Annotated in this window: 17 protein-coding genes and 1 tRNA gene; 14 read left to right on the top strand and 4 right to left on the bottom strand. The window is 43.2% G+C overall.

The window, feature by feature from the left end:
• Window positions 1-27: 27 nt before the first annotated feature.
• A complete protein-coding gene (locus tag A8O14_RS10145) occupies window positions 28-594 on the bottom strand; it encodes a tyrosine-type recombinase/integrase (protein WP_068949400.1) in 567 nt (188 codons plus the stop codon).
• A gap of 318 nt (window positions 595-912) precedes the next feature.
• Between A8O14_RS10145 and A8O14_RS10140 the strand changes: the two genes are divergently transcribed.
• The 5 genes from A8O14_RS10140 to A8O14_RS10125 all read left to right on the top strand — a co-directional run bounded on the left by A8O14_RS10140 (window position 913) and on the right by A8O14_RS10125 (window position 4041).
• Entirely contained in the window at window positions 913-1401 is a 489-nt protein-coding gene (locus A8O14_RS10140) for a hypothetical protein (protein ID WP_145915353.1), read from the top strand.
• Window positions 1402-2107: 706 nt separating this feature from the next.
• Window positions 2108-2578 (top strand): DUF6641 family protein, encoded by a 471-nt coding sequence (locus A8O14_RS10135; protein WP_323368182.1) that lies wholly within the window; start codon window positions 2108-2110, stop codon window positions 2576-2578.
• Between the two features lie 71 nt (window positions 2579-2649).
• Window positions 2650-3675 carry a tyrosine-type recombinase/integrase gene (locus tag A8O14_RS10130; RefSeq protein ID WP_068949397.1) on the top strand — a complete coding sequence of 342 codons (1026 nt, stop codon included), beginning with the start codon at window positions 2650-2652 and terminating at the stop codon, window positions 3673-3675.
• Between the two features lie 9 nt (window positions 3676-3684).
• Window positions 3685-3831, top strand: coding sequence for a hypothetical protein (locus A8O14_RS11800; RefSeq protein WP_161484833.1), 147 nt, complete (start codon window positions 3685-3687; stop codon window positions 3829-3831).
• A 27-nt stretch (window positions 3832-3858) separates the two neighbouring features.
• Window positions 3859-4041, top strand: a complete 183-nt coding sequence (locus tag A8O14_RS10125; RefSeq protein ID WP_068949396.1) for a hypothetical protein — start codon at window positions 3859-3861, stop codon at window positions 4039-4041.
• A 112-nt stretch (window positions 4042-4153) separates the two neighbouring features.
• Here the strand turns inward: A8O14_RS10125 and A8O14_RS11660 are convergent, their stop codons facing one another.
• Window positions 4154-4486: a hypothetical protein gene (locus A8O14_RS11660; protein WP_216217827.1), complete on the bottom strand. Its 333-nt coding sequence runs from the start codon at window positions 4484-4486 to the stop codon at window positions 4154-4156.
• Window positions 4487-4777: 291 nt separating this feature from the next.
• Here A8O14_RS11660 and A8O14_RS10120 point away from each other — a divergent pair.
• The 8 genes from A8O14_RS10120 (at window position 4778) to A8O14_RS10085 (ending at window position 10884) form a co-directional block, all read left to right on the top strand.
• A tRNA-Met gene (locus tag A8O14_RS10120) sits at window positions 4778-4854 on the top strand.
• 62 nt (window positions 4855-4916) lie between these two features.
• A complete protein-coding gene (locus tag A8O14_RS10115) occupies window positions 4917-5450 on the top strand; it encodes a DUF2878 domain-containing protein (protein ID WP_068949395.1) in 534 nt (177 codons plus the stop codon).
• A 119-nt stretch (window positions 5451-5569) separates the two neighbouring features.
• Window positions 5570-6661, top strand: coding sequence for a recombinase RecA (gene recA, locus A8O14_RS10110; RefSeq protein ID WP_099092316.1), 1092 nt, complete (start codon window positions 5570-5572; stop codon window positions 6659-6661).
• 17 nt (window positions 6662-6678) lie between these two features.
• On the top strand, window positions 6679-7197 hold the full coding sequence (gene recX / locus A8O14_RS10105; protein ID WP_068949394.1) for a recombination regulator RecX: 519 nt from the start codon (window positions 6679-6681) through the stop codon (window positions 7195-7197).
• 188 nt (window positions 7198-7385) lie between these two features.
• The gene (sucC, locus tag A8O14_RS10100; protein WP_068949393.1) at window positions 7386-8555 is read left to right on the top strand and encodes an ADP-forming succinate--CoA ligase subunit beta; all 1170 of its coding nucleotides are present in this window, start codon (window positions 7386-7388) and stop codon (window positions 8553-8555) included.
• Window positions 8556-8570: 15 nt separating this feature from the next.
• On the top strand, window positions 8571-9464 hold the full coding sequence (gene sucD / locus A8O14_RS10095) for a succinate--CoA ligase subunit alpha (RefSeq protein WP_068949392.1): 894 nt from the start codon (window positions 8571-8573) through the stop codon (window positions 9462-9464).
• Window positions 9465-9557: 93 nt separating this feature from the next.
• Window positions 9558-10262: a TerC family protein gene (locus tag A8O14_RS10090; RefSeq protein WP_068949391.1), complete on the top strand. Its 705-nt coding sequence runs from the start codon at window positions 9558-9560 to the stop codon at window positions 10260-10262.
• Window positions 10263-10383: 121 nt separating this feature from the next.
• Window positions 10384-10884, top strand: coding sequence for a pilin (locus A8O14_RS10085; RefSeq protein WP_068949390.1), 501 nt, complete (start codon window positions 10384-10386; stop codon window positions 10882-10884).
• A 53-nt stretch (window positions 10885-10937) separates the two neighbouring features.
• On the opposite strand, the gene moaC is transcribed toward A8O14_RS10085, so the two are convergent.
• Complete coding sequence (gene moaC / locus A8O14_RS10080; RefSeq protein ID WP_068949389.1) at window positions 10938-11411, bottom strand: cyclic pyranopterin monophosphate synthase MoaC; 474 nt, start codon at window positions 11409-11411, stop codon at window positions 10938-10940.
• A gap of 71 nt (window positions 11412-11482) precedes the next feature.
• On the opposite strand from moaC, the gene A8O14_RS10075 reads away from it, so the two are divergent.
• On the top strand, window positions 11483-13135 hold the full coding sequence (locus A8O14_RS10075; RefSeq protein WP_228385070.1) for a M48 family metalloprotease: 1653 nt from the start codon (window positions 11483-11485) through the stop codon (window positions 13133-13135).
• Here A8O14_RS10075 and A8O14_RS10070 read toward each other — a convergent pair.
• A complete protein-coding gene (locus A8O14_RS10070; RefSeq protein ID WP_068949387.1) occupies window positions 13132-13755 on the bottom strand; it encodes a DUF2946 family protein in 624 nt (207 codons plus the stop codon). The genes A8O14_RS10075 and A8O14_RS10070 overlap by 4 nt on opposite strands.

Genomic DNA, 13755 nt, shown 5'->3' with positions numbered 1-13755 from the left:
CCGCTTATTAACTTAGGCGGGCTTTTTTTATACCAACTCCACAGCTTTACGCATCATATCGTCAGACGCAAAGATATAAATTGAAGTTGTCTGTATGTCCTTATGTCCCATTAAGTGCTGTAGCACCTTAATACCCACACCATTGCTTGCTAAGTTCGTTGCGAAAGTCCTGCGTCCGCTATGTGACGAGGCTTTAATGCCTGCTTTGCGATAGAGCCAAAAGAACCATTGCGTCAGTGTATTCGCAGAAAACCCCTTTGACTTTTCTGTAGCAAACAAAGGCAGTGATGTGTCTTTAGGTGAGTAGTGCTTTAAGTAAGTGGCTAATTCAGTGCGTAGTTTTTCATTAACAAATACAACCCTTCCTTTATTGCCCTTCGTTTGACTGGCAGATAAGCGTATCTCGCTTTTAATCGTGCCATCTTCATTTCGCACATCGCATACTCTTAGCGCCGCAATTTCACCCACACGCATTCCACTCCAACAGCTTGTCAGTAGCATCGCCCTGTTTCTGATGCTGTATTTCTGTTTTGTGTTGATGTAGCGCAATACCATATCAATTTCCGACTGATTTAATGTTTTTGCTTGTGCCATTTTCTTGCTCCATAAAAGAATTTATTGTTATTAGTATGTTTTCTTATTAGCAAAATTCCTACCAAAAATATTTGATAAAAGAGTTTCCATAATTCAATGACTTACGCAGTCAAAGTAGCTCGTTATAAGAATTTCCTACTTTTCTTATGTCGCTGTAGTCAATAAGCCACATCTATAACAAGCCCGTATTCAAAGCCCTACACGCTGTTATTTAAGCGTTCTGTTGCTTGCGTATTCACTTAGTCAGAATTTCGCTTTATACGAAGGATTTGATGTATTGCTGTGCTACGCTTACAAAATCAAAGCTAAAAGGACTATATGAGTGAAATGTATTTGACAGAAGCTGACTTTAATTTTCAAAGCGATAACGCTGACTTAAAAGATAAGGCTGAAAACATAGTTAATTTCACAAGCTCAGTCTTATTGGATTTAAGTGATGAAGATATTGATGCTATCAAGCATGTAGAGGACATATTTGCGTCCTTACAAGACTCTCTATTTTCAAACTCAGACACTATATTGAGAAGTGAGCGTTTGGGTTTTACGGAAGATGATAGAAAAAAATTAGATGAGCTACAGATAATTCTTTTAGATAAGTGGAAAGAGTTTGGATTTACTGTAAGTTTTTTTCATCGCCTCTATCAAATCCAGCGTCAAATGAATGACTCTGAATTGAATGCCAATCAAAAAGAACGCTTAGATTTGTTGTTTCAAATACTTAATGAACAGAAAACTCTTGTAATTGCTTTTAATGTGATGAGTAGCAAAGATAGTCCTGTGATACTTGATGTAGATGAATATATGTAGTGTGATTTTGTAGGGTTATGTATAAGCGAACGCAGTTCGCTTGTGTGTCGCATTCGCTTTCGCTTCTGCTCACACATTTCTTTCTTCTTTGATTATTTTATGAATGGGAATAATTGTTTTGTGAATACTTTTGATAGATCTAAGTCACACTGAGCCACAAGCAACAGGCTCAGTAATGTGTAAAAGTTCTTTTGATGAGTCTTTCACCACAACACTTCAAGCACAACCTCGTTAAAGGTAAGGGCGGTTTTGCTGTCTCCTTTTATGTGCCGTCGAAATAAAACGCAACAATTACGAATGCTGAAGTGCCGACTATTCGTAAGTTCGCAAGTTGCTGTGTAGGCAGGGCTTGCTCGTGACGCTCACAGCTATATTAGCTGTCGTCTTTGTGCTGTTCATATACTTGATTCAATTAGTTAGCAATGCTAATAGCGTCCTGTTAAGGATAGTGAATACAAGTCTCTGCTACCGCACAGAAATTCCATCCCTGCGACTCTTAGTCCAGTTTTAGGGCGACATATCAACTGAGTGTCGCTACTCGTTATCGGTAGTAATCAATGGCAACACAGAACTTTCCTCTGTTCTGCTGTCAAAGATATTTATACGAGTGATAAGAAAAGAAGTAAGAAACTGGCTTTTTATTTGGTAAGACTGAGGATTTGTGCGTAAGTCTCTTGTCCAATTAAAAACTCTGACAATAAATTAAGTGTGTTCATTAACTAATAGGAGAAATGAAATGAGCACATTAAGCACTTTGAAGTTAGTAGCAGTAAAAAAGCCGACCCATATTCCAGCACTACAGCATCGCCGTAATAAATTATCAGCAAAGTTATGGGAGCAAATCAATCTGGCGCAAAGTCAAATTGATGGCAAGCCCTTTGTAGTAATGAAGTTCCGCTCTGTTAAAGATGTAGATACAGGTTTGCGTAAGCAAGTTGAAATTCCCAAACGCATTAAAGCGTGGTGGTTTGTGGCTGACACAGGTAAGGTTTGTTTTTCTGTGAAATACGGCACAAGAACATTAGAGTTAGCTAAAGGTAAGCCCAGTGTTCAAGTTGAAAGCGCACAAGATTTGGTTAAGGCACTTAGCGCAATTAAATCGGCAGTAGAAGCTGGTGAGCTTGATAGTCAAATTGAAGAAGCAAGCAATACGCTACGCAAAGGATTTGGTAAGTGAGTTGGTGGGGTGTCGTGTTAAGCGCGACACCTATCGCCGAGTAATCCAACTTTACTTTAATAAGGAACACTATGCGAGCTGTTGTAATAAAACCCCATCCAATCGTCTTTGACAAAATTGAACGCTTAATCAATGTCAATGGCATGAATTTTGAAGAAGAGTTCCTTGCCAAAATCATCAGTGAGCACTTAGCTAAACAAAAGAATGGCAAATTGCCTACGATTACAGATGCCTTTCAAATCTATATGAACGAAGCAACTTCTTCGCATCGTCCAACATTCGTTAAACACGCTAACTATCACTTTCGTAGTTTTAGGGACTTTTTTGGTGATTTAACGCTGGATGAATTGAAGCATTGGCATATTACTGAATATAGAGACTATCAACTTGCGAGAGGCTTGAGTCCAACCAGCATTCGCAAACATAACAACACACTAAACGCTATGCTCAATATGGCGTTTAAGCATTTGGATATAGATAGACTTAGCCCATTTAGAGCATTGAAGATTAGGGGTGAAGGTGATAACAAGCGTCTAATGCCAATCATTACTACTCAACTAATCCATCAAGTCAAAGAGTGCTTATTAAGAAATTCAACACCTCATAAGTTAGTAGCGCTAATTCAGCTTAATACAGGGTTTAGGTTATCTGAGCCTTTATTTGCCAGATTGGAAGATTGTGTATTGGAGCACGACATACCGCACTTATGGATTAGAAGGAATGCTTTAAGCGATAGGAAAACAAAATCAAGTATTCGTGCTGTGCCATTGTGCGGAGTGTCATTAGATGCCGCTAAAGAGTTATACAAAATTGCTAAAAGGAAAAACAGCGAATGGTTTGTTCCACACTACGCACGAGATAATGGAAATTCAAGTTGCTCTCAAATCATTAAGAAAACACTTAAAGAGTTTGAGTTCAAGAGTCATATGTTTAGGCACGCAATCATTGACAGAATGAAGGCTCGCAATGACATACCGACACGCTTAGCAGAAAGCATTACAGGGCATAGTAGTGGGGGTAGTGATTTTAATATGTATGGAACAGTTGGATATACGCTTGAACAAAAGCGTGATGTGATTTTAAAGGTATTGATTTAAGGAGAAGAAATGAAGCAATACAAACTATGGGTGCGTATCAATCAACTACAAACTGCTAATACGATTGTGTTTGCTGACAATGCGTATATGGCAAAGCAATTAGGGGAAGCGCAGTATGGTGTAGGTAATGTGTTGAACTACACAGAAGTTAGTTAAGTTGAAGGCGGTGGGGTAAATACTTGTATGCGCTTTTACGAATTTGCCCACACCCCCAGTATTAAACCTGTCAAGCCAATGAACCCACAGCAATATCGTTTGTATAGCTTAAAGCGCAACAAAGAGAATGCTAAGCAGGCTTATAAGGCTGAGAAAGATAGACAGACTGTAGCTAAAGCACAGCAACAGATTTTCAAAGCTACTCACTAAAAATTTGTAGCGCAGTTTTCAAACGCCACGCAGAACCTAACCCCCACCAGTTTTAATCTAACACCCCCACTATCTTTGCGCGGGACTATAGCCAGTTCGATTCCCTTTGTTATCAAAGTAATTGGTGACGCCAGTTGGGGGCTTTTACTTCATACCCTATGCGATTCCCAGTGTTGTCATAAACGCCATTTGTAGAGCTTGGGTTTAGAGGGCTGTTGTTTGGGTTTAGAGGGCTGTTGAGGGGGTTAAGCGAGCTATTGTTGGGATTAAGCTCGCTATTCAGTGGGTTAAGAGGACTATTGTTTGGATTAAGAGATTGCCCATACTGCCCATAAGCAAGGGTGGAAAAACACAGCATTAAAAACACTCCAAGTTTCATATCAAGCCCTTTCATTATGATTTTTAATCCTAAACCTCTTTGGTTGAGTTTTGAAAGCAACTTCAAAAATATGTGATTTGAAGCAAAAAGCAGGGGTTTTTGGCGATTTTCATATGTATTTTTAATTTTGTGAATGAGGGGATGAGAGGCATAGCAAGAATGGTTGGCTATGCTTTTACAGCGTCAATTATTTTTACGCTTAATCAGCATCCACCCCCATTTAGCTACATTTACAGGGTTAGCAACCTAAAAACACGGTAGAACACCGCACTGTTTTACGGTTAAGCAAGTAGGCACGGGCGCTACAGTTCATTACATTTAGACAGCACCACTTAATTACGCTAAAATAGCGAGTTCGGCGAATTAGCTCAGCTGGTTAGAGCGACGGAATCATAATCCGCAGGTCCGGGGTTCAAATCCCTGATTCGCCACCAAATACAAAGGCCATTGCCCACCGGCAGTGGCCTTTTTCTTAGGCTAAGTAGAATCCTTCGATATGGCTAAATTTTGGAACTTTGTTTTTTTCCAGCTTGGTTGGTTTGCCTGCGTATTGGGCGCGGCTAACAAGCAAGTATTCTGGGCCGTTCTAGCAACTTTAGCCTATATAGCCTTCCATATATGGCGCCTAGACGAGCCTAAAGAGTCGCTTCATCTGCTGATCAGGGCTCTTATTTATGGAATCTTGGCGGATACCGTCATCGTACATTTGGGTTATCTGGACTTTCAGGATTCTTGGCCTTCAAGCTACCTCTCTCCAGTTTGGATGTGGGCTCTTTGGCTTTTGGTAGCTACAACCATCAATGGCTCTTTGTCTTGGCTACGTGGCAGACCAGTTTTGGGGGCCATATTGGGGGGGATTTGTGGCCCAATGTCTTATGAGGCGGGTATTCGGATGGGGGCCGGAAGCTGGGGTCCTGGAGGTCAGACTATCGGTTTTATCCTTGTTGGGATCGTTTGGGCAGTGGCTATACCCCTCTTTTTCTATTGGGATCAGACGCCTCTCGAAAAGGGACTAGTCAAAAATCCGTAAATTCCTTTGAAAAGTCGCTTGCAAAGAATACTGTTTTTATATACAGTAACTCCTAAGTTGTGAAACAGTAGATAAAACTTCGGGAAAATGCCCAATACAAAGCGAAAAGGGAATAAAAAATGGCCTTGGATGACAAAAGAAAATCAGCCTCCTCAGAATTTGAGGGAATGAGCGGAGACAAACAAAAAGCACTAACAGCAGCCTTAGCGCAAATCGAAAAGCAATTTGGTAAGGGCTCAATCATGAGATTGGGCGATGCTGAGATCAGTCAAGACATTCAAGTGGTATCGAGTGGCTCACTGGGTTTAGATATTGCCTTGGGAGTTGGTGGTCTGGCACGTGGTCGTGTCATTGAAATCTATGGCCCAGAATCATCCGGTAAAACAACATTAACTTTGCACGCTATTGCAGAAATGCAAAAGCTTGGTGGCACTTGTGCATTCATCGATGCTGAGCATGCGTTAGATGTTCAGTACGCATCACGCCTTGGTGTTGATGTAAATAATTTATTGATTTCTCAACCAGACACTGGCGAGCAAGCTTTAGAGATTGCTGATGCTTTAGTGCGCTCCGGTTCTATTGATCTCATCGTCATTGACTCTGTTGCCGCATTGGTTCCAAAGGCTGAGATTGAAGGTGATATGGGCGATTCATTACCAGGTTTGCAGGCTCGCTTGATGAGCCAAGCCTTGCGTAAATTGACTGGCGCCATTAAACGCACAAACACCACCGTGATCTTTATTAACCAAATCCGCATGAAGATTGGTGTGATGTTTGGTTCTCCAGAGACAACCACTGGCGGTAACGCACTCAAGTTCTACGCTTCTATGCGTTTAGATATTCGCCGCATTGGTAGCATCAAAAAAGGCGATGAGGTAGTTGGTAACGAAACTCGTGTGAAGGTTGTGAAGAACAAAGTTTCTCCACCATTCCGCGAGGCGATTTTTGACATCATGTATGGTGCTGGTATTTCAAGAGAAGGCGAGATTATTGATATGGGTGTTGAGGCCGATATCGTTGAAAAGTCAGGCTCTTGGTATAGCTATAACGGCGACCGCATTGGTCAAGGCAAGGATAACGTGCGTGACTTCTTGAAAGAGAATCCAGCGATTGCTAAAGATATCGAAGCTAAAATTCGCGAGAAGCTAGGCGTCAAAGTCGGCTCTGCAGTTGTGACTGATGTCTTGAGCGAAGAAGAGGAAGTCGAATAACCCGGTTGAATAATTCAATGTCAGAATTAGGTAGGAAAAAACCAAAACAAAGCCCGAGTCTCAAAGCTCGGGCTTTGCGTCTTTTATCACTCAGAGAATATAGTCGTAAGACTTTGGCTACCAAGTTGGTCGAATCAGAGGCTAGATGGGCAAAGCTTGGGGCTGAGCAGCTAGATAAAACTCCGCAGGCTACCGCTCTCAGTATTGAGGCTGTATTAGATGATTTTGAGGCACGGGGCTGGCTCTCAGACGAGCGATTTGCTGAAGCTTTGGTGCGCCGGCGGAGTGAACGGTATGGCACTCGTAAAATAGCGGATGAGTTAGAAAGAGCGGGAGTTGATTCCAAGCAATCTGCCAAGCTTCTTGGCGCCCTCAAAGAGACTGAATTTCAGCGGGCTTATGATCTATGGTCAAGAAAATATAGTCAGAGAGCCCTCGACCAAAAAGAGCGCGCAAGACAGTATCGTTTCTTGGCCTCTAAAGGTTTTAGCTCAGATGTAGTCTCTAGGATCATCGGTGGCCAAAGCCCGGATTAGGGCAATTACGGATCTCGAAAGGCCATTTGCGGCATTGCAACATGATAGACTTAGGAAGTCGGTCAAGCCGTTCGCATTTATTCAAATTTAGCTAATTTAGCTATATCCAGAGTAAGTATGGGATCAAGGCAACATCGGTTTAACTAATCCTCATTGCTTGCTAAAAAAGATACCGTTTCGGAGTAATTATGAAAATTCACGAGTACCAAGGCAAAGAACTTCTGCGCCAATTTAATGTGCCTGTTCCAAACGGCATTCCTGCATTTAGTGTTGATGAGGCGGTGAAAGCTGCTGAAAAGCTTGGTGGCCCAGTATGGGTTGTAAAAGCGCAGATTCATGCTGGTGGTCGTGGTAAAGGCGGCGGCGTCAAATTGGCAAGAAGCATGGACGACGTGAAGAAATATGCTTCAGAAATCTTGGGTATGCAACTCAAGACACATCAAACAGGACCAGAGGGTCAAAAAGTCAATCGCCTCTTAATTGAAGATGGCGCAGATATCAAAAAAGAGTACTACTTCAGTATCGTTACAGACCGTGGAACACAGAAGAATGTGATCATGGCTTCTAGCGAAGGCGGTATGGATATCGAAGAAGTTGCAGAATCTCATCCAGAAAAAATTATCAAAGTATTTGTTGATCCATTGATTGGTTTAACAGATGCAGACTGCGACATTGTTGCTAAAGGTATTGGTGTTCCTGAAGCCTCTATTCCAATGGCTCGCGACGTATTTAAAAACCTTTACAAGACATACTGGGATACTGATGCTTCATTAGTCGAAATCAACCCATTGATTCTTGAAGGTAACGGCAAGATCAAGGCTTTGGATGCGAAGTTCAACTTTGATCCAAACGCTTTGTTCCGTCATCCAGAAATTGTTGCTTACCGCGATATCGATGAAGAAGATGCTGCTGAAATTGAAGCTTCTAAATTTGACCTTGCTTACATCTCTTTAGATGGCAACATTGGTTGTTTAGTGAATGGTGCCGGTTTGGCGATGGCAACAATGGACACTATTAAGTTGTTCGGCGGCGAACCTGCAAACTTCTTAGACGTTGGCGGTGGCGCTACAGCAGAGAAGGTTACTGAAGCATTCAAGATCATGCTCAAGAACAAGAGTGTTGAAGCCATTTTGGTCAACATCTTTGGCGGCATTATGCGTTGTGATGTTATCGCTGACGGTGTTGTTACTGCATGTAAGGCAGTTAACCTCACAGTACCTTTGGTTGTGCGTATGAAGGGTACAAACGAAGAGCTAGGTAAGAAGATTCTTGCCGACTCAGGTTTGCCAATCATTAGCGCCGATTCAATGGCTGAAGCTGCTACTAAGGTAGTTACTGCTGTTGCCAAAAACAAATAATCCAGGAATTTCAATATGTCTATTTTGATCAATAAAAACACCAAGGTCATTACTCAAGGTATTACTGGTAAGACCGGTCAGTTCCATACTGAAAAATGTCAGGAATACGCAAACGGTAAAAATTGTTTCGTTGCTGGCGTAAATCCTAAAAAAGCTGGTGAGTCTATTTTTAATATTCCGATTTATGCGACTGTTAAAGAGGCTGCCCAGCAAACTGGCGCAACTACTTCTGTCATCTATGTTCCGCCTCCTGGTGCCGCTGCTGCGATCTGGGAAGCTGTTGAAGCTGACTTGGATTTTGTGATTTGTATTACCGAAGGCATTCCAGTGCGTGACATGCTTGAAGTACGTAACAAGATGAAGGCAAAAGAAGCTAAAGGCGGTAAGAAGACCTTGTTGCTGGGACCTAATTGCCCTGGAATCATTACTCCTGATGAAATTAAGATTGGCATCATGCCAGGCCATATTCACAAGAAAGGCCGTATTGGGGTTGTCAGTCGTTCCGGTACTTTGACATACGAAGCGGTTGGTCAATTGACAGCAATCGGTTTGGGTCAATCTACTGCAGTTGGTATTGGTGGTGACCCAATTAACGGTCTGAAGCATATCGATGTGATGCGCATGTTCAACGAAGACCCAGAAACTGATGCTGTCATCATGATCGGTGAAATTGGCGGTCCAGATGAGGCTGAAGCGGCTCGCTGGTGCAAAGACAATATGAAAAAACCTGTGGTTGGCTTTATTGCTGGTGTTACAGCGCCTCCTGGTAAACGTATGGGTCATGCCGGCGCATTGATTTCCGGTGGTGCTGATACTGCAGATGCCAAACTTGCTGTGATGGAAGAATGTGGCTTCAAAGTCACAAAGAATCCATCTGAAATGGCCACTCTGTTGAAAGCTATGCTGTAATTAGCATAAAAAAAGGATGCTGATGATCAGCATCCTTTTTTGTAGTGCGCAGTCATTAAAAAAGTAGTTAAAACAAAAAAGTAGGGAGACAACATGGATTTTTCAGCATTTTCTGGGCCAGCATTTTGGGCTGCACTTCTTTCCATTATCGTTGCGAACATTTTGTTATCTGGTGATAACGCCGTTGTGATTGCCTTAGCATCACGGAATCTGCCGTCCCATCAACAGAAAAAAGCCATCTTTTGGGGTAGTGCGGCTGCAATCGTTTTACGTGTCGTGCTCACAGTTACTGCCGTTCAATTGCTAACCTTACCTTACCTCAAGATCATTGGCGCTATTTTGCTACTCTATATCGGCGTTCAACTATTGGCTGATAGTGGCGAAGAAGAAGAAATGCACGGTCACTCCAATATCTGGGGTGCGATCCGCACAATCTTAGTTGCAGATTTGGTGATGAGCCTAGACAACGTATTGGCTGTTGCTGCTGCCGCGCAAAAAGGTCCAGAAGAAACTCGTTTGGCCCTGTTAATTATTGGTCTTGGCCTATCTATTCCTTTAATTATTTTTGGTAGCACTATGCTTCTGAAGGTAATGGATCGCTTTCCGGTCATTATCACTCTTGGCGCCGGCTTATTAGGGTTGTTGGCAGGTGGTATGTTGGTAGAAGACCCAGCAATTAAGGAATCTATGCAGGCTGCTTTTGAAGATGCACATATGATCTTTGAAGGCATTGGGGTTGCGATTGTGATCCTGCTGGGTACTTATCTTAAGAAAAAGAACACAGCTAAAGAAGCGTAACTTTCTTAGCCAAAGATCAGAAAAAGCCGGCTCAAAAAGCTGGCTTTTTTATTTGTGTCTGCCTTGAGTTTAAGAGGTATAGACTGGATGATGAGGCATTTCACCTCAGGAGCCAAAAGATATGCAGGATACAAATAAAGATTATCAAGAAGCTGGATTTACACTAATCGAAGTTATGGTTGTGGTCGCCATTATTGGCATTTTGGTTGCAGTAGCAGTGCCCCAATACCAGGACTACATCGCACGAAGTCGCGTTGTAGAGGGTATGAATTTGTCTTCTAGTGCAAAGCTGGCAGTGACAGAAGCATTTGCGAGTAGGGGTACGGTACCGATGGATGAGGCAACAAGCGGATCATTTACTTTCACGCCAACACGTAGTGTTAAATTGATTGAAGTGACTCCATCTGGAGCAATCGCCATCGATTATCAGGTGAGCGTTGCACCTGAAGGGAAAAATACATTGCACCTAGTGCCAACGAATGAGCCTGATGCAAACTCTCCAAAGCCTATTGATTTATCAAAACCTGAAGGGGCAACATGGGCTGGCGGTTGGTCATGCCGGTCTACTGAGACAAATCTCATTTCTCAGTTGCTGCCTTCGGAGTGCAGAATTAGTAAGTAAAAAGAATAGGTGCTTTTTCTAATTTATAAGCCATCTTAGGATGGCTTATTTTTTTAAGCCTTCCACTCCCCACTCTTACCACCACTCTTCTCAAGAAGCTTCACATCTCCCATCACCATGCCACGGTCTACTGCTTTGCACATGTCATAAATTGTGAGCAGGGCAACTTGGACTGCAGTGAGGGCTTCCATTTCAACGCCAGTCGGGCCGGTGGTTTCTGCTTTCACTTGGCAAGTGATGCTGCTAGTTATTGGATCAAGCGCAAATTCGAGGCTTACGTGCGTCAGTGCCAAGGGGTGGCAGAGAGGGATAAGATCTGCCGTCCTTTTGGATGCCTGAATACCCGCAATACGGGCAATTCCTAAAACATCACCCTTTTTATGGGTGCCGGATTCAACCATTTTGAAGGTTTCGGGAAGCATCGTAATTCTGCCTGTTGCAATGGCTATGCGGTGGGTGTTGGGCTTATCACCAACATTGACCATGTGGGCTTGGCCGCTGGCATCAAAATGAGTTAGTTTGTTCATGGGATAAGTTTTACCATATAGGGATGCAAGACATAAAGACATCTAACCAAACATCAATATTTAGGCGTAGTTTGGCATTTTTGCTAGTGCTGTCCTTGGAGATTTCTGGGGTTGACGTTACGAATGCTGCGCCTTCTGTAGGTGATGTTTCTGTAGAGGGCAACTCGGCCGCTATTCAGAATATTGGTCGAGCCATGCAGTCTCCCGATGCTCGTCCTGCTAATGCGCCAACACGCAATACCCTCCAAAGTCAGCCAAACATTATCTTGCCGGATATGGGTGATCCAGGTGGTGATGCTTTAAGTCGCATAGATGAGCGTAAGTATGGTGAGCTCATCATGCGAGAGATTCGGCCTGATGCCGACTATTCAAATGACTTGCCGCTGTATGACTACCTGAATCAAATGGAGCGACGCTTGATTCAGACTGCAAAAAAATTGCAGCTTGGCGGCGCAAACGAGCAGGGTAGTGGCGCCTATAACTTTGAAGTATTCGCAGTTAAAGATAGCAGTATCAATGCGTTCGCGTTACCGGGCGGTTTTATTGGATTTCATACTGGCTTGATTGTCGATGCCGAAACTGATTCTGAAGTGGCATCAGTTATGGGTCATGAAACGGGTCACGTTTTACAACGTCATTTAGCTCGTCAAATGGATAGGCAGGCAACTAACACTATGATTGCTCTGGCAGGCATGGTGTTGGGTGCATTGGCGATGTCTCGTAATCCTCAGGCTGCGGGCGGACTTATGCAGGGCGGCCAAGCTGCAGCCATTAATAATCAACTTTCATATTCGAGAGATGCGGAGCGTGAGGCTGATCGTATCGGCTTTCAAATCTTAAATGCTAGTGGCTATGACGTAAATGGTGCTCCAGACTTTTTCCAGCGTTTACAAAAAATCACTGGAATTATGGATAAAGGAGTTCCAACCTATGTTCGGTCTCACCCACTAACAACGGACCGTATCGCCGATATGCAGGATCGTGTTCGTAGCGTATCTCAACATAACGTTCCCGCTACATCTGAATTTTATTTTATTAAAGCCCGGGCACGCATGGAGCAGGCGGGCACATCAAGCGGTCTTTATGACCTCAAGAATGTATTTGAAAGTCTTAGCAAGCAAGCTCCAATTGGTAAGCAAATGGAAGGCTTTTATGGTTTGGCGCTGATTGCACAAAGACAAGGCAAGATTGATGCTGCGGAGACTAATTTACAACAGGCGCGTAATTTAGCACAAAAATATAGTGCGACTGCTTCGTCAGGGCAACGGCAAAGTCTTTCCTTGGACATCATGGCATCCGAGCTAGCTCTTGCCAAGGGAAAAAATGAAGAGGCTTTGCAAATTGCTCAATCAGCCCTTAGAGCTTATCCACAATCTTATGCGGCAGCCGTAGCCATGGTGAGTGCAGAATTGAAGCTAGGTAGAACAAATGAGGCGATTGCTTGGCTTAAGGCGCGTACCAAGGCTCAGCCAAATGAAGTGATTTGGTGGAGCCTGCTTTCAAAAGCCTATGACCAGGCAAATAATATTCCAATGCGTCACTACGCGCTGGGTGAAAAGTATGCTCTAGAGGGCGCATGGCCTTCTGCGCTTGAGCAGATGAGAATTGCTAGATCTGCAGCTGGCTCTGACTTTTATCAAGGCTCAACAATTGATGCTCGTCTCAGAGAGATGCAAAAACAATACAACGAAGAGTTAAAAGAGAAGAAGCAACTACCAAGCTAGACTGAACTTGGTTGCGGTTGATTGATATACCCAAATCTTTTGCTTAATTCTTCAGAATGTATTGGGTCCAAAGGTAATTGCTTATCCTGCCAACTCCAAGATCCCCCAAAGCTACAGGCTTCTTCGCGAAGTTTGGTTAATTCAGAAAAATGGTCCAAGTCGTGATCATGTAATAAGGCAACACATAGGCACGATTCTTTTTCAAATTGTTGCGTGGCTAAGTCTTGATAGATCGTTTGATTAATTGAACCAACAATGTAGATGTTCCCATTCTCATCGCTTAGAGCTGAGCTTGGTGAAATTGCCGTCTGACATTGGGTAATTAGTTGAGTGCCTTGGTCGCTTGGAATGATGCGAACTATCCAGGGGGTTGCGGCTAGTGTAATAAATACCCGTTGCGGTCCATTTTGAAAAAAGAATCTACCCGAAGTATCTTTGGCGTAGTTCCTGGAGATGAATTCATTTAGGATTACATGCTGGATTACCTGTCCTGGCAAATTATGTTGCTGTGCAAATTCATCAACCATGCGCCATTGTCCACGGCGATCTAAGGCCAGCCAGCCAAAACAATCTGGCACATTAGGCCATTTGAAGAGCGAGCGTAGTACTTGCTCATCCAT

The organism is Polynucleobacter wuianus, from assembly GCF_001659725.1.
Lineage (GTDB): Bacteria > Pseudomonadota > Gammaproteobacteria > Burkholderiales > Burkholderiaceae > Polynucleobacter > Polynucleobacter wuianus.
The sequence above is the reverse complement of the archived record's forward strand: the minus strand, read 5'-3'. Positions and strand labels throughout refer to the sequence as shown.

Excerpts from the sequence above, each read along its gene's own strand:
- A8O14_RS10145 (WP_068949400.1), bottom strand. The coding sequence starts at position 594 with ATGGCACAAGCAAAAACATTAAATCAGTCGGAAATTGATATGGTATTG.
- A8O14_RS10140 (WP_145915353.1), top strand. The coding sequence starts at position 913 with ATGAGTGAAATGTATTTGACAGAAGCTGACTTTAATTTTCAAAGCGAT.
- A8O14_RS10130 (WP_068949397.1), top strand. The coding sequence starts at position 2,650 with ATGCGAGCTGTTGTAATAAAACCCCATCCAATCGTCTTTGACAAAATT.
- A8O14_RS11800 (WP_161484833.1), top strand. The coding sequence starts at position 3,685 with ATGAAGCAATACAAACTATGGGTGCGTATCAATCAACTACAAACTGCT.
- A8O14_RS10125 (WP_068949396.1), top strand. The coding sequence starts at position 3,859 with ATGCGCTTTTACGAATTTGCCCACACCCCCAGTATTAAACCTGTCAAG.
- A8O14_RS10115 (WP_068949395.1), top strand. The coding sequence starts at position 4,917 with ATGGCTAAATTTTGGAACTTTGTTTTTTTCCAGCTTGGTTGGTTTGCC.
- recA (WP_099092316.1), top strand. The coding sequence starts at position 5,570 with ATGGCCTTGGATGACAAAAGAAAATCAGCCTCCTCAGAATTTGAGGGA.
- recX (WP_068949394.1), top strand. The coding sequence starts at position 6,679 with ATGTCAGAATTAGGTAGGAAAAAACCAAAACAAAGCCCGAGTCTCAAA.
- sucC (WP_068949393.1), top strand. The coding sequence starts at position 7,386 with ATGAAAATTCACGAGTACCAAGGCAAAGAACTTCTGCGCCAATTTAAT.
- sucD (WP_068949392.1), top strand. The coding sequence starts at position 8,571 with ATGTCTATTTTGATCAATAAAAACACCAAGGTCATTACTCAAGGTATT.
- A8O14_RS10090 (WP_068949391.1), top strand. The coding sequence starts at position 9,558 with ATGGATTTTTCAGCATTTTCTGGGCCAGCATTTTGGGCTGCACTTCTT.
- A8O14_RS10085 (WP_068949390.1), top strand. The coding sequence starts at position 10,384 with ATGCAGGATACAAATAAAGATTATCAAGAAGCTGGATTTACACTAATC.
- moaC (WP_068949389.1), bottom strand. The coding sequence starts at position 11,411 with ATGAACAAACTAACTCATTTTGATGCCAGCGGCCAAGCCCACATGGTC.
- A8O14_RS10070 (WP_068949387.1), bottom strand. The coding sequence starts at position 13,755 with ATGGATGAGCAAGTACTACGCTCGCTCTTCAAATGGCCTAATGTGCCA.